This is a genomic window from Dyadobacter frigoris (assembly GCF_005280585.1).
In the GTDB taxonomy this organism is placed as follows: Bacteria; Bacteroidota; Bacteroidia; order Cytophagales; family Spirosomataceae; genus Dyadobacter; species Dyadobacter frigoris.
Genome location: NZ_SZVO01000002.1, coordinates 733432 through 753817, shown reverse-complemented (window position 1 = coordinate 753817; position 20386 = coordinate 733432). Strand labels below are relative to the sequence as shown.

18 protein-coding genes are annotated in these 20386 nt (G+C 39.6%); 6 read left to right on the top strand and 12 right to left on the bottom strand.

What is annotated here, in order from left to right; genetic code table 11:
* Window positions 1–150 precede the first annotated feature (150 nt).
* Both FDK13_RS06835 and FDK13_RS06830 read left to right on the top strand, forming a co-directional pair.
* A complete protein-coding gene (locus FDK13_RS06835; protein WP_137339223.1) occupies window positions 151–912 on the top strand; it encodes a 5'-nucleotidase C-terminal domain-containing protein in 762 nt (253 codons plus the stop codon).
* Window positions 887–1822: a bifunctional metallophosphatase/5'-nucleotidase gene (locus FDK13_RS06830; RefSeq protein ID WP_137339222.1), complete on the top strand. Its 936-nt coding sequence runs from the start codon at window positions 887–889 to the stop codon at window positions 1820–1822. Before FDK13_RS06835 ends, FDK13_RS06830 begins: the two co-directional genes overlap by 26 nt.
* 92 nt (window positions 1823–1914) lie before the next feature.
* Here the strand turns inward: FDK13_RS06830 and FDK13_RS06825 are convergent, their stop codons facing one another.
* The gene (locus tag FDK13_RS06825) at window positions 1915–2226 is read right to left on the bottom strand and encodes an EthD family reductase (RefSeq protein WP_137339221.1); all 312 of its coding nucleotides are present in this window, start codon (window positions 2224–2226) and stop codon (window positions 1915–1917) included.
* A 166-nt stretch (window positions 2227–2392) separates the two neighbouring features.
* The gene (locus FDK13_RS06820; protein ID WP_137339220.1) at window positions 2393–3622 is read right to left on the bottom strand and encodes a multidrug effflux MFS transporter; all 1230 of its coding nucleotides are present in this window, start codon (window positions 3620–3622) and stop codon (window positions 2393–2395) included.
* A 198-nt stretch (window positions 3623–3820) separates the two neighbouring features.
* Here FDK13_RS06820 and FDK13_RS06815 point away from each other — a divergent pair, with 198 nt between their 5' ends.
* The gene (locus FDK13_RS06815) at window positions 3821–5965 is read left to right on the top strand and encodes an ATP-binding response regulator (protein WP_137339219.1); all 2145 of its coding nucleotides are present in this window, start codon (window positions 3821–3823) and stop codon (window positions 5963–5965) included.
* Window positions 5966–6045: 80 nt separating this feature from the next.
* The gene (locus FDK13_RS06810; RefSeq protein ID WP_137339218.1) at window positions 6046–8835 is read left to right on the top strand and encodes a DUF5686 and carboxypeptidase regulatory-like domain-containing protein; all 2790 of its coding nucleotides are present in this window, start codon (window positions 6046–6048) and stop codon (window positions 8833–8835) included.
* Between the two features lie 30 nt (window positions 8836–8865).
* Here the strand turns inward: FDK13_RS06810 and FDK13_RS06805 are convergent, their stop codons facing one another.
* The 4 genes from FDK13_RS06805 to hxlB all read right to left on the bottom strand — a co-directional run bounded on the left by FDK13_RS06805 (window position 8866) and on the right by hxlB (window position 11728).
* Complete coding sequence (locus tag FDK13_RS06805) at window positions 8866–9987, bottom strand: ATP-binding protein (protein ID WP_137339217.1); 1122 nt, start codon at window positions 9985–9987, stop codon at window positions 8866–8868.
* 96 nt (window positions 9988–10083) lie between these two features.
* The gene (locus FDK13_RS06800; protein WP_137339216.1) at window positions 10084–10293 is read right to left on the bottom strand and encodes an alkylphosphonate utilization protein; all 210 of its coding nucleotides are present in this window, start codon (window positions 10291–10293) and stop codon (window positions 10084–10086) included.
* Between the two features lie 174 nt (window positions 10294–10467).
* Window positions 10468–11097: a 3-hexulose-6-phosphate synthase gene (gene hxlA / locus FDK13_RS06795; RefSeq protein WP_137339215.1), complete on the bottom strand. Its 630-nt coding sequence runs from the start codon at window positions 11095–11097 to the stop codon at window positions 10468–10470.
* Window positions 11098–11143: 46 nt separating this feature from the next.
* Window positions 11144–11728, bottom strand: a complete 585-nt coding sequence (gene hxlB, locus FDK13_RS06790; RefSeq protein WP_137339214.1) for a 6-phospho-3-hexuloisomerase — start codon at window positions 11726–11728, stop codon at window positions 11144–11146.
* Between the two features lie 246 nt (window positions 11729–11974).
* Between hxlB and FDK13_RS06785 the strand changes: the two genes are divergently transcribed.
* Window positions 11975–12835, top strand: a complete 861-nt coding sequence (locus FDK13_RS06785) for a helix-turn-helix domain-containing protein (protein WP_137339213.1) — start codon at window positions 11975–11977, stop codon at window positions 12833–12835.
* 4 nt (window positions 12836–12839) lie between these two features.
* Here FDK13_RS06785 and FDK13_RS06780 read toward each other — a convergent pair whose 3' ends face one another.
* From FDK13_RS06780 to FDK13_RS06760, 5 genes are all read right to left on the bottom strand, one after another.
* Window positions 12840–13178 carry a DUF6984 family protein gene (locus FDK13_RS06780; protein WP_137339212.1) on the bottom strand — a complete coding sequence of 113 codons (339 nt, stop codon included), beginning with the start codon at window positions 13176–13178 and terminating at the stop codon, window positions 12840–12842.
* A 15-nt stretch (window positions 13179–13193) separates the two neighbouring features.
* Complete coding sequence (locus FDK13_RS06775) at window positions 13194–14231, bottom strand: hypothetical protein (RefSeq protein ID WP_137339211.1); 1038 nt, start codon at window positions 14229–14231, stop codon at window positions 13194–13196.
* A 218-nt stretch (window positions 14232–14449) separates the two neighbouring features.
* On the bottom strand, window positions 14450–14692 hold the full coding sequence (locus tag FDK13_RS06770; protein ID WP_229215926.1) for a type II toxin-antitoxin system HicA family toxin: 243 nt from the start codon (window positions 14690–14692) through the stop codon (window positions 14450–14452).
* A 30-nt stretch (window positions 14693–14722) separates the two neighbouring features.
* Window positions 14723–14950 (bottom strand): type II toxin-antitoxin system HicB family antitoxin, encoded by a 228-nt coding sequence (locus FDK13_RS06765; RefSeq protein WP_220417323.1) that lies wholly within the window; start codon window positions 14948–14950, stop codon window positions 14723–14725.
* Window positions 14951–15446: 496 nt separating this feature from the next.
* Entirely contained in the window at window positions 15447–18863 is a 3417-nt protein-coding gene (locus FDK13_RS06760; RefSeq protein ID WP_137339209.1) for a HEAT repeat domain-containing protein, read from the bottom strand.
* Window positions 18864–19121: 258 nt separating this feature from the next.
* Here FDK13_RS06760 and FDK13_RS06755 point away from each other — a divergent pair, with 258 nt between their 5' ends.
* Complete coding sequence (locus FDK13_RS06755) at window positions 19122–19865, top strand: class I SAM-dependent methyltransferase (protein WP_137339208.1); 744 nt, start codon at window positions 19122–19124, stop codon at window positions 19863–19865.
* Window positions 19866–19868: 3 nt separating this feature from the next.
* Here the strand turns inward: FDK13_RS06755 and FDK13_RS06750 are convergent, their stop codons facing one another.
* Entirely contained in the window at window positions 19869–20381 is a 513-nt protein-coding gene (locus FDK13_RS06750) for a DUF6691 family protein (RefSeq protein WP_170982731.1), read from the bottom strand.
* Between the last annotated feature and the right edge of the window lie 5 nt (window positions 20382–20386).

Here is a 20386-nt window from a genome sequence, read left to right as displayed (position 1 = left end):
AGGCTACAAACTGGTCCAATGATTCAAGCGGTTAGGAACATGTTTTAGAAACCAGATTAACTTCATATTAATTTTTCATCAAATTTATTTGCATCACCAGAACCTGAACAATTGCTGTTACTTTTGTACTTCAATCCGATCGTTTCCGTTATGCTTTCTTCAAAAAATTACAGGTGTGTTGTACTGAGCTTGGTTTTAGGGCCATTGTTATTGTCTTCGTGTAACCGCCATTTTACAGTTTCAGGGAATCAATATAAAGAATACGCCATTGATCAGTCAGCCGGTGTTGATTCGTCATTGGTCAAATATTATTTGCCGTACAAAAAACAGATGGATGCGGAAATGAACCGCGTTATTGGTCGCACGGATCAGGAATTGACAAAAACGTCCGATCCTGAAACGTTGATAGGCGATTTTTTCTCGGATGCAATTTTGATGGAAGGATTGAAAAAAGATCCAACAATCCAGTTTACTTTATCAACAAAAGGAGGATTAAGAACCAGTTTCCCAAAAGGTGATATAATGGTTTCAAATGTTTTTGAATTGATGCCGTTTGAAAATGAACTGGTCGTGTTGAAATTATCAGGTACGTCGGTTCAAAAGGTTATAGATTTTATAGCAAAATCGAATGGGCAGCCCGTTGCTGGTATCCGGTTGAATATTAAGGATAAAAAAGCAGCTGATGTGATGATTGCCGGAAAACCTTTTGATATAAACCAGAGTTACAATTTATTGACCTACGATTATCTGGCAAACGGAGCCGAAGGGCTTGAATTTTTAAGTGAAGCAACGGGCCGGAAAAGTATTGATAAAAAGGTCAGAGATGCGTTAATCGACTATATCAACGGCCTTACAAGTGCAGGAAAAACCATAAATACTCAATTAGATGGAAGAATTGTTGTCAACAACTAATCGCCGGGATTTTCTGAAAAGCGGTAGTGCGGCGGCTGCTTTACTGGCATTAAGCGCTTCGCCTTTTGCCGCTTTTGCAAAGGATGAGACGGTACAGCTTACGATTTTGCATACCAACGATGTTCACAGCCGCATTGAACCGTTCCCTATGGACGGATCGCGGAATCAGGGCATGGGAGGCGTGGCAAGACGTGGCGCTTTGATAAATAAAATTCGTTCTGAACAAAAAAATGTGCTTTTGCTGGATGCAGGAGATGTTTTTCAGGGAACGCCATATTTCAATTTGTTTGGTGGAGAACTGGAAATGAAGCTCATGAGCGACATGGGTTATGATGCGGCAACGATGGGAAATCATGATTTTGATAACGGTATCGATGGTTTTGTAAAACAATTGCCTCACGCAAATTTTCCGTTTCTTGTCAGCAATTATGATTTTCAAAATACAGCTTTAAAAAACAAAACTCAGCCATATAAAATCTTCAAAAAACAGGGTATCAAAATCGGTGTTTTTGGTTTGGGAATTGAACTGGCGGGTCTGGTTGATAAAAAGAATTACGGAGATATTATTTACCAGGATCCGATTGCAAAAGCCAATGCAACAGCGGGTTTATTGAAAAATGACCTGCATTGTGATCTTGTTATTTGTCTTTCACATTTAGGATATAAATACAAGGAAGAAAAAGTGTCGGATCAAATTTTGGCCCAATCAACAAGAAATATTGATCTGGTGATCGGTGGACATACCCATACTTTTATGAAAGCTCCCGAGGATATTAAAAACCTGGATGGTAAAATTACGACCATTAATCAGGTCGGTTTTGCAGGAATTAATCTTGGAAGACTTGATTATTTTTTCCACCGCGGAACTGGCAAACGTGTTATGACGGCCAGCGTTTGTCCGGTGCACTAACATTCTCTTGTGTAATTTTTTCAGTTTGAAATAAAAGAATAGCCTGGCCGTATTTCGCGATCAGGCTATTCTTTTTATATAGTAAATAAATTCTATTCAACCCTGCTGAATTGCATGATCGGTGTAACACTTGTAAAATTTGGAATATCGGCAATAAGGATTGGCCCTTCTGCATCCAGTCCTGTTTGTAAAGAGTGAAGATCGCTGAAATGAATACCGCAAATAAGCGCATAGGCAGGCTCAGAACCCGGAGCCGCGCCGGAAATTCCTACTTCAACATCTACTTTTAACAATCCCCATGGTCCGAGTAATTCTTTGACCATCGGCGTATGAACGTCCAGATAATAAGCCAGATTGAAATCGTCTTCGGCAGCGTGCGGGTATAAAACGGTAACTTTAAACATTGTTTTGTAGTTGAAGTGATTAAGGATTTTGAACAGTTTCGTAAACTGATCTGGTGACGGATCAGTTTACGAAACTGGATATCAATTTAGTCCAAAGTTTTGAGAAATGTGCGGAAAATTAAGCAAGGTCGTCGATCAGGTTTCTTCTGATTTTCAAAATAAATTCTTAATGAATCAATCCACTATCTGCTCCTGCTTCCACTTCTACCGGTTGTGTTATCATCTGTCTTCCGACAAGAAAAACACAAAGTGCAAGCGACGAGGATCCTGCCATGGCAAATGTCATCGGAAAGGTTGATGGCTCTTCAAATAAACTTACGACAACAGAAATAGCAGCACCCATTCCCATCTGGATCGCACCCATTAGCGCAGATGCGCTTCCGGCATTTTGGGAAAATGGAGCCAATGAAAGTGCCGCGGCGTTGGGATAAGTAAGTCCGATGCAGCACAGGAAAAGAAACAAAAGTATAATAATAAGCGTTAAGGTCAGCAATCCGTTGTACGAAGCAAACAGCATTGCCAGACTTATAAATACCATGCAAACCAAAGCGATGTTGATAACCTGCTCGCTTTTGTACTTTCTTAATAACAAGGTATTTATCTGACTGGATCCGATAAAACCAATCGACAAAAATGCGAAGATCCAGCCATAAACTTTTTCATTCGTGTGGAATACTTCCATGAAAACCAACGGAGAGCCTGATACATAAGCGAACAAACCGGCAAAAGCAATGGCGCCGGTAAACGAATATGTATAAAACTGCGGCTCACGGATTACGGAAATAAAATTTAAAATGATGGGTTTTGGTTTTAGCGATAACGTGGTGTCAGGTTTAAAACTATCAGGCAGCCATAAAACCGAAGCTGCAAGAATTGCCAGACCCATTCCGGTTAAAATTAAAAACACTGCCTGCCAGCCAAAAGCGGCTGTTACATATCCGCCGACCGTCGGTGCGATCATGGGCGATGCACCAACAACCAAAAGGAGCAATGAAAAAACTTTCGCGCTGTCTTTTACAGGAAAAAGGTCTCGAACCATCGCGACAGAAGCAACTGCGGCGGCGCAACTGCCGATTGCCTGTACAAAACGCGACAAAATGAGCATATCAATTGTAGTAGACATTGCACAGCCGACAGAGGCCAGAATGTAAACGGTGAGTCCGATAAACAAAGGTTTTTTTCTTCCAAAACGATCCAGCAGTGGACCGTAAAGTAACTGTCCCGCAGAAATTCCAATGAAAAATCCGGATAGCGAAAGGGAAACTTTTGAAGCTGTTGTATGTAAATCCTTTGCAATCGCAGGAAAGCCGGGAAGATACATGTCAATTGAAAATGGACCTAGTGCGGTTAAACTGCCTAAAATAAGTATGAGGTAAAAGTAAGTTCTATTATTCATTTGTTGGACAAATTGGATACTGGACTGGTTTTGATAACAGTGATAGTACAAAGTCGGTTCGTGGAATACTAAATTACGGGTAGAAGCCTTGTTTTTCAGGCTTGTAGAATAATTTTTGTAAAAGTACGCTAAATCGATTTTTCTTGTAGAAGTAAAACTAACCCTTAACTTTACTCTAATAAATGATCATGCTTAAAGATGAAAAGTGACATAAGAACAGTTTCCCTAAAATCCTTTGCCTGGACAATAACCCTGATATTAATTTTAGCCTCTTTTGTATTTATAACGCTGATTACCAATTCAAAATCCGGTATTGTTCAAAATAATATTCGTGTACTCAGAAATGGGAATGACAATTACCGTAGAATCGATACCTGCATTTCCGTTTTATATGTTGCCGAAAATAACAGCCGGCTTTATGCTGTCACTTCGGATGAAAGATTTCTGGATCGTTACACACAGCAAATGAAAACGGTTTCCTCAATTCTGGATGATTTTCAGGAAGAGAAGAAAAAGCAATCTTTTTTTAATAATTTATATCTCCCGCAACTTCTTGAAAATAAACAGATAAAAAATGAGGAATTTATCTATTTAAGGAAAATGGTTGATGATCTTATGCTGTTTCGTCCGGAACAGGAACAACCGGAAGTAAAGGTCACAATTCCGGTCGCCAAACCTTATATCGTCAAAACAACGACAAAGGTTGCCAAATCAGATTCCGTCACAATTGTTCCAAGGAAGAAAAATAAGAAATTATGGAGAAGACTGGTAGAGGCTGTTTCCAATAAAACTGCGGACAGCAGCGAGGTCAAAATTGCAGCTTTGCACACCACTACGACTTTTGCGGATTCTCTTGCATTAAATTCAAAAAAACGGGAAGTGATAAGTGTCTCGGTGCATGACAATTCTCTTGCAAAGGCGAGACACGAACTTAACCAGGCAGAACTCGAATTGCTGGTGATCAACAATCGAATTTTTTCTAATCTTCAATCGGCTTTAAAAGCGTTGAAAACGGAAGAAATTAAAGATGTTGAAACGTTGAGAAATTCGATATTGGTCCAGACATCCGACAACATGACGGAGCTCGATCAGTTGTGGTGGGGAAATGTCGCGATTGTGCTGATCCTGACGCTTATGATTCTGTGGAACATTTTGAGACTATATAAAAGCGAAAAGAAGATTCTTGAATACAGTATTTTGACCGTTGAATCGGCCAGGAAAAAAGGAGAATTTTTGTCACATGTGTCGCATGAAATTCGTACTCCTTTAAACTCAATTATTGGATTTTCACGCCAGATCGATTTTGAAAAACCAAAAGAAGATTTGCAAATGAAAATCAATGCGATTAAAAATTCCTCAGACGTACTGCTTATGCTGGTGAACGAGATCCTGGATTTCTCAAAATTTGAAAGTGGTAAAATAAAGCTTGTTGATCATAAGTTTTACCCGCTTGAAATGCTTGAAAATATAACCGGTATGTTGTCCGTGCTGGCTGTAAACAAGGAAATTCTGTTGCATAAGCAATTTGAAATCGACCAAAGTTTAATGCTTAGCGGCGATGATTTTCGCCTGAAACAGGTGGTTATCAATCTTATTACCAATGCAATAAAATTTACCCCGCAGAAAGGCGAAGTTCATATTTGGGCCAGCTTTGATAAGGTTAATGATCATCAGGGAACTTTGAAAATTTCTGTAACCGATTCTGGCGTGGGAATTGAGGATAAAAATTTGAAATTAATTTTTGAAGATTTTACCCAAATTGAATCCGCAGACGAACGGAACAGACAGCAGGGAACGGGTCTTGGATTACCAATTTGTAAGAGAATTGTCGATTTGTTTCAAGGAACTATCGGCGTACAAAGTGAACTTGGGAAAGGCTCTGTTTTTAAAATTGAAATTCCACTAGCTATGGCAGTTGAAAAAATAAAGGCTGAGGAAGACAGTGGCCTGACCGGTATCGGCAAACTTTTGAGAGATAAGAAGGTATTGATGGTTGATGATATCAAAATAAATCTATTGCTGCTGGGTAGAATTATGGATAAAAATGCAATTCGTTATGATCTGGCATCGGATGGAGAAGAAGCGTATCATTTATTCAACACAACGGATTACGACTTGATCATCACGGATGTTCAAATGCCTAAAATGGATGGCCTGCAACTAACAAAACTGGTTAGAAATGATAGTAATCTTTTGAAATCCGGAATCCCGATTATCGGCTATACCGGAAACGTCGCCGACGATGACCGCTCGCATTACCTGCGTATGGGGATGAATGATCTGTTGGGGAAACCGTTTACGGAAAGTGATCTTGTTGAAGTTCTTGAGAAAGTAATTTCATAATTATTTTTATATTCACGCAACTTGTTCTCTCAGTGGAACATCTTCTCAAAAGCCGTGAAAATATAATTAAAATTACTTCTATGCGCAATCGCTCTATTCTGATCATTTTTCTATTTTTTTCAATACTTCATCAGGTCGGTGCCCAAACCGGAACAGGTGTAAAAGGAATTATCAAAACCCAGAAAGGAGAACCTTTGCCATTTGCCGCTATCGTCGTAAAGGGAACTGAAATCAGCACCATTTCGAATGAAGAGGGGAAATATCAGCTCGATCTGAAGCCAGGTTATTACGAAGTTATTTTCCAATACTTAGGTTTTAAAACTGGTCAGAGATCATTAACCATTGAAAATAAAATGGAAACATTTGACCTGACGATGGAAGAACAGGCTTATAATCTGGGCGAAGTCAGGATTGGGAATAAGGGTGAAGATCCCGCATATACGATCATGAGGCGGGCCATCGCGAAAAGTCGTTATCATTTTTTACAGGTCGAAAGTTACACGGCCAAAGCGTATTCAAAATCGTCTTTCGTCATCACAGACTTACCGCTTGAATTTCTTTACAAAAAAGAATTGAAGGAAATTGAAAAAGAATCAAACTTCAAAAAAGGCGTTCCGATATTAAATGAAAGCGTTTCGGAAGTAACTTTTCGTCAGCCAAATTCCTACAAACAGCGTGTTATTGCAGCCCGAAACAGCCAGGATAATAATTTCGCAAATGCTAATCAATATTTCCTGACGAGTTTTTATCAGCCCGAAGTTGTGAAAGCAGTTTCGCCATTATCGCCGCGCGCTTTTGCTTATTATAAGTTTGAATATGAAGGAAGTTTCCGGGAAAATGGTGTTGAGATTAACAAAATAAAAGTCACGCCGCGTTCCTATGGCGAAGGCGTTTACAAGGGAACAATTTATATCACGGAAAATCTTTGGAGTATTTATAGCCTGAATCTGCAAACGGTTAATACGGGTTTTAATATTGAAATCAAACAGGTTTATAGTCCTGTACAAGGTGTTTGGATGCCTACAAATCAGCAGTTTCATGTGAATGGCGGGATTTACGGAATCAAAGGAAAAGGAGATCTGGTCATCTCTCAGACTTTTTCAAAGTTGAAAGTTAATCCTGCTTTTCAGGCTGATATTGTTGTGGTTGACGGGAAAAAAGAAAAGGAAGAAGCTAAGAAAGTCGGGCTGTCCAACCGTGAAATTAAAACCCAAAAACTGGAAGAAGTAGTTAGTAAACAGAAAGAATTTTCAGCGAAGAATCTGAAAAAGCTTATGAAGGAATATGAAAAACAGGATCTAAAAAAGAAGGAAGAAAAGGGCGAAGATATTGATCTGAATTTTACCAGAAACGATTCAACTTCTGTTGATTCTATGGCAAACAGAAGAAGTATGGCTTTCTGGGATTCAATCCGCTCCGTGCCGCTGACTATTGCGGAGGTGAAAAGTTATACTCGTTTGGACAGTCTGGTCATTATTAAAGAAGGAACTCAGGAGCAACGCGATAGCCTTAAAGTTTCCAAAGCAGATACGACAAAAAAGAAAAGTGGGGGAGGTTTTGGAAATTCAATTGGTGATATTTTTACCGGTCATACATTCCGTTTGGGCAAGAAAAGTCCGTGGCAGCTGGAATACGTGAGTCCACTTTACGGCTTGCAGGTTAATACAGTTGAAGGTTGGGTTTTGAACGGTGGAGGATTGAAATTGAGGTATAGGAAAGGTGCTCAACCCAAAAAGAATTCGGATGAAATTCATATATCCAACAATGGGGTTAAAAGAATTACGGTACTGGATCAAGGAACATGGACGTTTAGCGGACTGACGCGTTATTCCTTTGCACGGGAAAAATTATTTGCAACGGGAGGTGTGGATTATGCCTGGAAAAGGAATCTGCTTAATTTTTCGGGAGGAAAAACGGTATCGCAATTCAATCCGGAAAATCCGATGCATCCGATTTTGAACAGTTTGACAACTCTATTTCTGGAAAGGAATTTTATCAAAATCTATGAAAAGAATTTCGTTCGTCTTGATTTTAAAACAAACCAAAAAAATGAACATTTCGAGTTAAAAGCGAATGTTGAATATGCGGATCGCCAACCACTTTCGAACCTGGGAAAAACAAATCCATATCGCTGGATTGACTGGAATAAACGTTCTTTTACGTCAAATGATCCCTTTAATTCGGAATTGACAAATGATTCTGAAACGGCTACTGTTAATATGCAGCCACATCAGGCTTTGACTGTTGGTTTATCTGCGTATTACAAACCATGGCAGAAATATAAAATCAGAAAAGGAAAAACTACTTTTTATGACGATGACTCACCTAAACTTTCTGCTACTTACCGGAAAGGAATAAAAAATGCTTTTGGCAGCGACGTCGATTTTGATTTTGTACAGGTCGGAATTTCTCACGGATTTGATATTGGTATTCGCAGCAAGCTAAGTTATAAAGTGGCTGCAGGAGCATTTTTGAATGATAATGCAGTTCAGTTTCCAGATTTTCAACATTTTGCGGGGAATCAGTTTTTCTTCCAATATGGTGATCCGGTCGGGACTTTCAGGATGCTTGATTATTACCGGTACAGTACTTCCAAACGTTTTGTGGAAGCGCACGCATTGGCTGAATTACGCAAGTTTTTACTAACGCAAATTACCTGGTTCAGGGTGTTGGGAATTAAAGAAAATTTCTTCGCACATTATCTCGCAACGCCTGATTCAAACAATTATGGAGAATTGGGTTATGCCCTGGATGTCGGTATCCGCTTCCCGTTCCGTGTTGAAGTAGCCAACAGTTTTGAAGGTTTTAAATACAAACACACCGTTTTCCGGATTGGAACGACTATGAATTTTTCTTTGGGGAAGAAGTAGAAGTTTGATTTTGAAGAATTCGTTTTAATATCATAAAATGAATTCTTCAAAATTTTCTTTATGAATCACTTTAAACTCGCTACCTGGATAAGCATTTGAAAAGGTTTTGGAAAAAGAAGTTTTAGCATTTGGGTTCCATTTGAATTCGTAGGCCTTAAGTTTTCCATCAGAATCTTCTATGTAATCAATTTCAACCTGGTCCTTTGTGCGCCAGTAATAAGAATTCGCCCAAATTCCTTTATAATTTATAAATTTAATACGCTCGGAAATTATAAAATTCTCCCATAGAGCACCTATATCGGTTCTAAGTTCAGGTTGGCTGAAATTGGCTATGAGTGCATTGCGAATTCCATTGTCATAGAAGTAAATCTTTCGACTGCTTTTGAGCTCATTACGGAGGTTTCGGTTAAAAGTACTTAAACGAAATATTACAAAAACCTGCTCTAATAAATTGATGTATTTTTCTACCGTTTTGTTGTCCAACCCGCAAATTTGCCCTAATTCATTATAAGACACCTGCGAGCCCACCTGAAAAGCCAGCGCTTGTAATAACTTAAGAAGTCTGTCTGGTTTTTGGATATTTTCCCACATTAAAATATCCTTATATAAATAACTATCAGTAAGCTGTTTGAGGATTTCTTTTTCAGTACCGGGATGATTAACTATATCCGGGTAATATCCATAGATAAGTCGCTGTGGAAGCAGCCGCTTTTCTTCCAGCAGACCATGCTGCGTGACCATTTCACCAAAAGAAATTGGAAACATTTTATATTCCCATTTGCGACCGGTTAAAGGTTCGTTGACCTTATTTGCCAGTTCAAAAGCAGAACTCCCCGTTGCAATCAGCTGAATATCTTTGATATTATCAGGTATCAATTTTAGTTTCAAACCGATGTCGGAAATTCGTTGTGCTTCATCAATAATAATATTTCGATTATTACCGATGATACTTTTCAGTCGTGAAGAGGTTGTATTTTCGAAAAGAGCTTGTACATCAGGTTCGTCTCCGTTGAGCCAAAGCGTATCACCTGAGTTTTTGAATAAGGTTTTTAACAAAGTTGTTTTTCCAACTTGACGAGCGCCAAGAAGTATAATGGCTTTACCATCGTGCAATTTTGTTTTAATTTGTTCTTCAAGAATCCGCTTGATCATATATCCAATGAAAATTAAATATACAACTTTTTGGGAATGGATTCCTAAAAAGAGTTAACTTTTCAGGAATCCATTCCCAAAAAGTTAACTTTCTATTTACATTTTTTGCACAAACATCGTTTTCAAAACCATCACAGTTCTTTCCACTTTACCTTCAATTTCTTCTACGTCGTCAGTCAAACGAATATTTTTTACAACGGTTCCTCTTTTCAATGTGGTCGACGAACCCTTTACTTTTAAATCCTTAATCAGTTTTACAGAATCGCCTTCTGTAAGCAGCGTTCCATTACCATCTTTAACTTCCATGAATTTTTTTTTACTATTCGAATATTGCTCAATCTGCCGCAAAGGTAGAGAAAAGGACTAAGATTGATGGGTTTAGCTTTATTGTTAGGCAAAAACTGACGAAGATCATAAGTCGTAAAAACGCAAAAAAGCTGCTCCCGGATTGGGAACAGCTTTTTATCAAGACCTAAAATATTAAGCGTCTAGTGCTTCACGAAGTTCTTTCGCCGCTGCCGCCGGATCAGCCGCGCCATAAATAGCAGCACCTGCGACGGCAACTTTAACGCCGGAAGCTTTCACCGCAGCGATATTGCTCAACTTAACGCCACCAGCGATTGAAACCGGAACGCCTGCACGAGAAGCTTCGTCAATCAAAACCTGGATAGAATATCCTGGCTGCGCTTGTTCGTCCAAACCTGCGTGTAATTCAACAAATTCAACGCCCAAAGCGATAACTTCCTGAGCACGTTTCACGCGATCCAAAACGCCGATTGTATCTACTACAACGCCTTTCCCATGTTTCTTAGCAGATTTTACCGCGCCGATAATCGTTGCGTCACCTGTTGCTCCAAGGATTGTGATCAAGTCTGCCCCTGCGCCAAAAGCCATATCTGCTTCCAGTTCACCTGCGTCAGCTGTTTTGAAATCAGCGAAAACCAGTTTGTCCGGAAATGCTTTTTTCATCGCTGTAATCACGGCCAAACCTTCACTTTTGATCAAAGGTGTACCCAATTCAATGATATCAATATAAGGAGCAACCTTTGTTGCCAGTGCAATTGCGTCTTCTGTTGTTAATAAGTCTATTGCGACTTGTAATTTAACCATGATTGTATTGATTATTTAATGTAAGTTGTTGGTATTCAATGTAATATTATTCCAGATTGGCATGGCGTTTCCAAAGTTCTTCCGCCGCTGTTCCGTCCAGTTTCCATAAAGTCTGGATCACAGCGTCGGTGAGAAGTAATACAGATTGTTCGAATAAACTTCCTGCATATTGCTTGGAAATACTGCCGCCGTGATCTTGTTTTTGAGCAGCCGGAAGAATAGCCACATGGCTTGATAAGTTGGCCAATTGTGAATCCAGTGTTGTTGAAATCGTAATGACTTTCGCATGTGCCGAAACTGCTTTTTCTGCTGCTTTGACAATACTGCTGGTTGTACCTGAACCCGATCCAGCGATTAGCAAATCGTTTTTTCTGATCGCAGGCGTTGTCGTTTCGCCTACTACAAAAACCGTAAAACCCAAATGCATTAACCGCATCGCCGCTGCTTTTAAGGTTAATCCCGTTCTTCCTGCACCGACAATAAAAATCCGTTCAGCATTTTGAATAAAAGGAACCATATCGGCGATCTGACCAAAATCAATCTGATTTGCCAGCTTCTGATTTTCTTCCAGAATCATAGTCAGATTCGATCGAATATCAGTTGCTAAATCAATATTTATAGCTGTACTCATTGTTCAATTTTACTTTTCACTAAATGATAGTAATAAATCCTCTTTCATTATGTTAAAGAAAATCCTGTAAATCAAGGTCACAAAAGTACCTGCGATAAGTTGCGAAGACGTTATACAATCAGCGCGATATGTTGGACTATTTGCTAACGAATGATTTATCGATTGTAGAATTTGCTAATTTTGGTGTCTAATTCGGAATATGGTATCAAAGGATGAGAATTCCGAAGACGAGTAAAGTTGAAAGAAATGGAAGAAACCAAGCTAAGCGTTGAATTAAATAAAACGCTGATCTATATAAGAAATCTGGACAATTGTCCGCCAAGTTATCTCAATGATCCCAGCAGAAAGGAATTCTTTGAGATCGTTTGGCTTAAAAATGAAAACGCCCTTCACACAGTAAAAGGGGATGAATTATTAAAGGGAGACTGGATTTATCTGATTCCTCCTTACCGCGTACATCAGCTTAACAAAGCAGGCAAAAAGGGTATTTTGTTATCCTTCAAAAGAGATATTCTGGATGACGATGTAAAAGAATTTTTGCTGGATGTTTTCAAGATTTTCAACATTCAGGGAGAGTTTTCCTGTCTGCAGATCAGTGATGAAACGGCTGAGCAATTGGGAAAAGTGTATCAACTACTGGAAGAAGAATATCAGCGGGAAAATAATAGCCTTGTGATTATTAAAGCATTGTTGAAAGTATTTTTGCTTCAACTGGTTCGTATTAAAGAGCATAATTTTACCGTGCAGGATATTAACCAAAAACGGGTTTATGAATTTATGGTACTGCTTGAAATGAATTATCAGCAGGTAAGAAATACAGATTTTTATGCAGGGAAACTGGGGATCAGCTCGAAACGTTTAAATCAGATTTTAAAAGAAAAGTTGGATAAAACGGGCATGCAGTTAATTCACGACAGAATTATTTTAGAAGCAAAACGCCAGATTATCCATAGCGAAAATACAATTAAAGAAATTTCTTATGATCTGGGTTTTACGGACCGACCTTATTTCAGCCGCTTTTTTAAACAACATACAGGTTTGTCACCGGAACAATTTCAGAATGAAGCGAAGGCGCATATCGTTACCAAATTCAATACTTTATTCTGAGCAGCTACACATTACCTCTCAGAATAATTTTATCCGGCGTGGGATATTCCAGAAGTTTAGTGAAATCAACTTTCCAAAAATCAAGATCCAGTAAATGACCCTTCTCGTCTTTGGTTAACGTGATAACAACCGGAGTTTCGTCAGAATCGACATATTCAACCTGTATTAAGTCGCCGACGTAAGCGGAAACATCACCACCCAGACTGATACTTCCCATTTTTCCATCTTCATACTCGTCCACATATTCATCAACGGGATATTCTTCCGGATTTAGATTTAATTCTTTCAACAGAAATTCAATCAAATCTTTCTCATTCTGCCGGATTATTCTCTTCTCTCTCATTTTGCAATTTCAATATCAGGCTAACTTTTTATCCTTGTTTCTCCACTGTTCTGCTTTCTTCCCAACAAACCAGAAAGAGACCGCAAGTATAGCAAAGAAAATCCCTTTGTTGGTCCGGTCCCAGAAATATTCGAAGTAGCGGGTATAAATATTCAGTAGAAAAAATATAAGACAAGTATCTCTTAAAACATCATTTTTGACCTGAAACGCATAAGCGGTAAGTGCTCCCAAAACGACCGTATAACCAACAGCCCAATACCAAAGTGTTCCCTGTCGAATGACCGTCCAACGGCTCAGATCATCATAATTTCCAAAAATGGAAAGTGTCCAGGCAGCCAGAAGAAAAAGGAACAGACCGATGGAATAGGTGACCGGCGTAAAGGATTTGAGTAAACTTATTTTATCAACAACCCATGAAAGTGACCAGATGACAAATCCGAAAATAGTCATGTTTAACGGATAATTCATTCCTGCAAAACGCCAGTTGCCGCCTGTCCAAAAGTATGTCTGTGCACCCCACCAACCTGCAATTGTCAAAAGCATAACCGTCCATAAAAGCTGAGAATTCAGGTAAGCTGCGCTGATGAAATAAGCGACGGCTGCTATCAATAATGGTCTGGCATAATTGCCTTCGAAATAAGCGAAACTACGTGTCCAATATGCAATGGCGATGGCTACGCTTAAAATAATGGTGATTGTATATGTTTCGTTGCTGGCCTTTGCGGTCGGGTATTTTAGTTTCCTTCTTTTTGCTAAAACAATGAAAGCGACGGCTAAAAATGAAAATCCTATTCCGACAATGGTTTCTGAAAAACCCCATTTATTGCGCAACAATTCAATCCACTTTTCATCAATAACCAACGCGCCAAAAGCCAACAAACCGCAGGAGACCGCTGAAATAAAGGCATACCAGGTTATCGTATCCACGTTGGAATTACGAAGCTGATAGCTGTTGCGTAAATTCTCCGCAAGTTCCGGCGTGATCTTATTTGTTTCCTGCCAGAACTGAATTGCGTTGTTGAGAATAGTTGCGTCTTTCTTTTCTAATTCCATTAGTTGGTGATGAGGTTTACTTCAAAGCGTATTGTTCTTATTGAAATAGTGTTTTCAAATATACCTTTTTTAATTTTTTATTATCAATATCGTGCCTGTTGGAATGGGTTTGGTTTTATCTGAAATGGGATGGGTTGAAATAAAAAGAGAAGTCAACTTTTCAAAAGTTGACTTCTCTTGGGTACGCTCTTGACACAGTTAACGAAATGTTTATACACTTAGTTATTGAATAACAGTTTTTCAAGATATAGTTTGGATATTTCTAAATGATCCGCGATACTTTTAAGTATTTTATTAACAGTTCCTTCTCTCAAAGGTTTGTGATTTGGAATGGTTTCTGAATGAGCTCCATTCCGATTTGTTCTAATTCTTATGTGGCTTCCATTCTGGCGGACAGCGACATATCCAAATTGAGCAAGCCTTTTAATAAGGTCTTGCCCTGTTAAATTTTTAGGGATCATTATGTAGTGTGTGTAAATTCGAAGAAAATTCTAAATAACAAATACTTCGTCCTTTATAAAATGAAGGCGTACAGTTTTTGGCATATCCTCGGAATTCTCAAAGTGACATTCCAAAGCCTCCCTAATCATAGATTTAAGTTCTTCGATATTATCTCCCTCAGTTATAATTTGCTCATTATCATTAACTTTGGCTTCTGCAACAAAGCCCCCATCTTCTTCCTGTTCAACTATAAAAACTATTTCCTGCATATTTCTCATGTGTGAATGTATAATCAAATATACATTTTTAATGGCTTACTTTCAATAGTGTTGTTTGGCGGGACGCTATGCGATTTTATAGTAAGGGAAGAGCTGCAAATAAAATGAGGCTGTATCAAAAGTCTAATCTTCGATTTATAAGCGAAATTTTGTTTTGCTCAGTACAGGCTACGATTATTCCCCGTGCTTTGTGGTATAACAAAATTATCTGGCACTTGGGTTTTTACCACAAAGATTCACTAAGTTTTACACGAAGGGCACTAAGTGTAAAAAATATCACGTTGTATTTCCATTATTCTCGGAAAAATTAAAATACAAAGACAACCTTTGTACCTCTTTGTGTAAAACCGCGCGGCGTCCGCTTTGGGCGCTTTGTGTTTATTTTTTACCGCAGCACACATAGTTTTATTCAGAAACACCGAGCCAAATGTTATGTTATCAGATGTAATTTACTTTTTGATACAGCCTCTCGGGTATGCTCAAATATTTAAACCATCTATTTCAACCCAGACAAAAATTCAACAACATCCCGAACTTCTCTTTTGGACATAATTGAACCCATCGGAGGCATACTGGAAGGAACATTATCACGTTTTGCAATTCTTGCTACTGGTATTTTCAAAGGCTCAGCTTCGGAAGTTTTTAGTACCAGCTCATGCGTGTTTTCTTCCATAAGAATCCCCGCGGCTGTTTGTCCGTCTTTCAACGTTAACACCACCATTCCAAATCCAGGAGATAATCTTGCACTTGGCTCGATTAACGCTTGCAGGATTTGTTCTCTTGTCAGGGTTGAACCAATTTTGGAAAGTGATGGTCCAACTGCACCGCCTTGTCCACCGACGGAATGACAACGCGTACATTCAGCTTGTGAGCTCGTCATGAAATATCTGCGTCCCAGCATTGCATTTCCACCATAAAGTGATTCCTGATAATCTGCAACGGTTGTTCCGGTAGAGCGCATGGGAGCCATTTTGGCAATTAATATGCTTGATTTTGTAGAATCAACAGCTTCGCCAAGATCCAGCGCCAAAGTGTTTGGTAAATCTTTCGATGCCATTTTACTGATCAAGCCATCAAAAATTGTTTCGGTTTTGGCAACTGGTAATCCACCTAAAACGCGTAACATTTGCTGTTGCTCCTTGATACTTCCTTTCTCAAAAATCGTCTTGGAAATATCTGAAAGTGTTTCTTTTGACATGTTTACGCTGCTCACCAAAGCCAAAGCGGAGGTGCGGACGTCAGCATCCGGATCGGTCATACCTTTTTTCATAACCGTTTCCATTTCTGAATATTTCAGATCATGCAAAGCAGTTAACATAGCCGCTCTTACTTTTGGATCCTTGTTATTATCAAGGATTTTAGCCAGCGTGGCATTGTTATCAGAAATTCCCAGTTGACTTACCATTTGAGATGTTGCGATCAGAATGGCGGCATCGTCCTCTTGTAATAAAGTACTGATCTGAGGTTTTATTTTTGACTTTACAATTTCAGGATTTCTGGTAATTACTCCCCGGTAACGACCGTCAACACGATCCAGCACCGATGGATTGGCCCAACTTCCCAATGTCGCCAATGCTTCTGCTCTCAATTCGTTACTAACGTCTTTTCTTTTTGCAAAAGCAATCAGATTATCCAATTGCTCATCACCGCCCACGCGTAACGATGCGTTGATAGCGCGACGTAACAAAGGCTCCGAAGTAAATCTTTTCTCTTTCAAAATTGCTGCCAAAGCAGGTAAAGCCGGTTCGATAGACAAATCATCATTGATCGCACGAGCAGCTTCGGTTACAATATATTCGTCTTTATCTTGTAAAAACAAACTTACTTTATCGCTGCTCAACCGGCGTAGTACCAGAACCGCAGCAATGCGAAGAGATTTGTCAGGATTGTTAGCTAAGGCAACAATTGGTTCCACTTCGCCGATACGGGAAAGCGCCAAAACTGCCGCATGTCTCAAATAAAGATCTTCGTCTTTATTCGTTTTGATCATGTCAAGCAAGGCCGTAACCGCTTGTTTTTCCTTGATGCGGCCTAATGCATGTGCGCCGAAAAACTTAACACGGGGATTTTTGTCTGTTAACAAAGGAATTAATAACGGACCAGCTTCTGCAATTTTTGCATCGCCCAAAACTTTTGCAGCTTGGGCAACTATTTCTGAGTCTGAGTCTTTTAATAACGTAAATAAGGTATTAGCATACGCTTTGTCCTGCCTGGCTAATTGCCCAATGCCCCAGATTCCATGAATGCGTGCCAATTGACTTCCGGTTGCTGTAATCGCTTTGTTTAATTCCACAGCGCCTTTTGCACCACGCGAAGCTAATTCAAACTGTGCTTTCAAACGGATACGCATGTCCTGATTGGAAAGCAAAGTGTATAACATCGACTCGGGCTGTTTGGTATAATCCAGCTGCATCAAACGTTTTGTTTCAAGTCTTAATGCTTTCAGATCGTTTTTGCTGTCCGTCACATCCAGTCTCCAAACACGACCGTAGTTTTTGGTATCCCAGCCATTGATCCAGTCAGCCACGTAAAGTGCGCCATCCGGACCGAAGCGAATACCGGTTGGCAGAATACCATTCAGAATATTTTTTTCTCCGTCCAAAACGAATGAAGCACCTTTTGGTTTTAAGCCAAACGACCAGATTGGCGAACGAGCCGGGTTGCCGACAAATTCAACCAGGAAAAACTTGTTTTTCCATTCCGATCCCAAAGCTGTTCCCGGATTGTACTGCATTCCCGTTGGACCGTTGTGGAAATTCTGGATGGGAGGGATGATGTAAGCCGCCTGACCTTCCCAATGCGGAACGTATAACTTTTCATCCATCCAGACTTTATAGCTGTTGTTCTTTGGATCAGTATATTTTCCGTACTGCCAGTTGGAGCGCCAGCCAGCGTCAGAACCTTCAACCACGTGAACCAGACGTTCGCTTTCGCCAGGGTGGTCGCCGTCGTTATCAGAACTTATCAGGTTACCATATTCGTCAAAAACAAACTCATGCGTATTTCTCAAACCGCCTGCAAATACTTCGAAATCAGTTCCGTCCGGATTTGATCTTGCGATAATTCCTTCATTAGGACGTTTGAAATTCTCGCCTTCTTTGGTTGTAATGTTGGCTCCTATATCGCCAATGTTCCAATAGATTTTCCCATCCGGTCCTTCAATCGGATTCGACATACCGTGACCGCCAAATCCAATATGTACACCATAACCATGACTGATGGATGTTTTCTGATCCAAAATTCCATCACCATTGGTATCTTTCAGTCTCCATACATCCGGAGCAATAGCTATAAAAGTATCCTGTGCCCGAACCAGCAAACCTCCGGCTACGTCAGAAACTTCTTCAAAAAAATCGCTCAAAATCCGCATGGAAACGTCGGCGATACCGTCATTGTCGGTGTCTTCCAAACGCCATACTTCATCTTTTTCAACGGTAAGATCTTTCCAGTCGTGGGAACCATCGCCGTTCAAATCTTTAAGCCATTCGTTCTCCTTACTTTTTGCAGGATCAAATGTGCTGCGTAAAAACGCGCGACGATCTTCAACGGATTGTAGAGCAATTGAAGGCGTCATCCAGTTACGGTGACCGCGAATATCAAACTCTGAGTTTTTTTGTCTGTTCGTTCTGTTAAGATAAACCCTTCCCTTATCATCAATGGAAATGGCAACCGGATCAGGAGCCAGGGAATCTGATGCCCAAAGGTCAAGTTTTAATCCGTCAGCCAGTTTAATAACCGTATTATCCCGGATTTCCTTGGCTCGTGCTTTTCCAGTGGCGGCATCTTCCTTAATCACCATCGGTTTGCTGGAAATTTTGGTGGTTGAAGGAGTCATTTTCATACAGGAAACGACCACAATTGCAGTAAATGCCAGTATCGGAAGTGGTTTTCGTAAAAAGTTTTTAGGGGTCATCAGGTTGAATAACTGTTTGGTATGGAATGACGTCTTAGCCTTAAAAGACTAAATGTATATCGAAAAAGAGTTAAGAGGAAGAAATTCATATTTTTTACTGCTAAAAATCATTTAAACGCAGAGTTAGCGGAGTTTTTCGCAGAGTACGGTGAGTTTTTTTTAACTAATAAAATGAAACTCTCTAAACTCAGCGTATAACTCCCCAAACTCTGCGTTTAAAAATTAACTATTTTTGCGGAAATTAAATCGTTTAAGACATTGGCCTGGTATCATACATATTTTGAAGGTTTGCCGCAGAAGGCATGGAAGTTAAATCAGGACGAAGAATATACAGAATTTGAGGTCGATTTTTTACGTGATACGCTTGATTTAAAAGAGGGAAACAAAGTCCTGGATGTGATGGCTGGCTACGGTCGCCATGCTTTGCCGCTTGCCGATCAGGGAATGGAGCTTACCTGCGTTGATTTATCGACAGAATATTGTGAGGAATTACAAAAGATATCCGAGCAGGAAAATTTGCCTGTGGATGTGATTTGTGAAGATATTCTGGCGGTTGCATTTGGGGCCGGATCATTTGATGCTGCTTACTGTTTTGGAAATAGTTTCAGCTTTTTCCCTCGGGAGGATATGCAGAAATTTTTGCAAAAGATTTCTGATCTGTTAATTCCGGGAGGCCAGTTTGCTATTCATACAGAGAATCTTGCGGAAAGTATTTTCCCTAATTATCAGATTAGGAACTGGATGCCGGTTGAAGGAGATATCGTTTATCTTGCTCAAAATGAATATTTTCCCGAAGAAGGTTATATCGAAGCTGAGCAGACATTTATTTCAGGAACAGAAAAAGTTACTCATATTGTTCGCCAGCATATTTACACTCTGGCAGAGCTTGGTTTTATGTTCCAATCTGCCGGACTAAAAGTCGTTGGCGCTTTTGGAAATCTGGAAGCGGATCCTTTTATGTTAGGTGATGAACAGCTTTATCTGGTTGCCCGAAAATTTTAAAAATCAATGCGGGAGTCTGGAACGTAATAAACCATAAGTCCAGGTTCCTGCAATGGCGCTCAAAAGCGTAATTATTACAACCAGAAATCCACTTCCAATTTGTGCAAATAATGGCCCGGGACAAGCACCCGTAATTGCCCAGCCTAAGCCAAACAAAAATCCTCCGTAAATTTGTCCTTTGTTAAATTGTTTTGGAGGAATACTTACTTCTTCACCGCTGATAGTTTTGATATTAAATCGTTTAATGATTTGTAAAGAAATCAAACCCACTGCAACAGCCGATCCGATTACGCCATACATGTGGAAGGAATCTAACCGGAACATTTCCTGAATCCTGAACCAGGAAACGATTTCGGCTTTTACAAAAACGATTCCGAAAAATACACCGACGATCAGGTATTTTAAATTGCCGGTAAAACTTTCCGTTTTCGACTGCTGATTTGTACCGTCAAAACTATCCTCATTTTTATCTAAAAGCTCAATTTCCGAAGCAGAGCTATTTTTAATTGTTGCCATAAGTG

Bases quoted from the DNA above. Each gene is read 5' to 3' on its own strand.
- FDK13_RS06835 (WP_137339223.1), top strand. From the start codon at position 151: ATGCTTTCTTCAAAAAATTACAGGTGTGTTGTACTGAGCTTGGTTTTA.
- FDK13_RS06830 (WP_137339222.1), top strand. From the start codon at position 887: ATGGAAGAATTGTTGTCAACAACTAATCGCCGGGATTTTCTGAAAAGC.
- FDK13_RS06825 (WP_137339221.1), bottom strand. From the start codon at position 2,226: ATGTTTAAAGTTACCGTTTTATACCCGCACGCTGCCGAAGACGATTTC.
- FDK13_RS06820 (WP_137339220.1), bottom strand. From the start codon at position 3,622: ATGAATAATAGAACTTACTTTTACCTCATACTTATTTTAGGCAGTTTA.
- FDK13_RS06815 (WP_137339219.1), top strand. From the start codon at position 3,821: ATGAAAAGTGACATAAGAACAGTTTCCCTAAAATCCTTTGCCTGGACA.
- FDK13_RS06810 (WP_137339218.1), top strand. From the start codon at position 6,046: ATGCGCAATCGCTCTATTCTGATCATTTTTCTATTTTTTTCAATACTT.
- FDK13_RS06805 (WP_137339217.1), bottom strand. From the start codon at position 9,987: ATGATCAAGCGGATTCTTGAAGAACAAATTAAAACAAAATTGCACGAT.
- FDK13_RS06800 (WP_137339216.1), bottom strand. From the start codon at position 10,293: ATGGAAGTTAAAGATGGTAATGGAACGCTGCTTACAGAAGGCGATTCT.
- hxlA (WP_137339215.1), bottom strand. From the start codon at position 11,097: ATGGTTAAATTACAAGTCGCAATAGACTTATTAACAACAGAAGACGCA.
- hxlB (WP_137339214.1), bottom strand. From the start codon at position 11,728: ATGAGTACAGCTATAAATATTGATTTAGCAACTGATATTCGATCGAAT.
- FDK13_RS06785 (WP_137339213.1), top strand. From the start codon at position 11,975: ATGGAAGAAACCAAGCTAAGCGTTGAATTAAATAAAACGCTGATCTAT.
- FDK13_RS06780 (WP_137339212.1), bottom strand. From the start codon at position 13,178: ATGAGAGAGAAGAGAATAATCCGGCAGAATGAGAAAGATTTGATTGAA.
- FDK13_RS06775 (WP_137339211.1), bottom strand. From the start codon at position 14,231: ATGGAATTAGAAAAGAAAGACGCAACTATTCTCAACAACGCAATTCAG.
- FDK13_RS06770 (WP_229215926.1), bottom strand. From the start codon at position 14,692: ATGATCCCTAAAAATTTAACAGGGCAAGACCTTATTAAAAGGCTTGCT.
- FDK13_RS06765 (WP_220417323.1), bottom strand. From the start codon at position 14,950: ATGAGAAATATGCAGGAAATAGTTTTTATAGTTGAACAGGAAGAAGAT.
- FDK13_RS06760 (WP_137339209.1), bottom strand. From the start codon at position 18,863: ATGACCCCTAAAAACTTTTTACGAAAACCACTTCCGATACTGGCATTT.
- FDK13_RS06750 (WP_170982731.1), bottom strand. From the start codon at position 20,381: ATGGCAACAATTAAAAATAGCTCTGCTTCGGAAATTGAGCTTTTAGAT.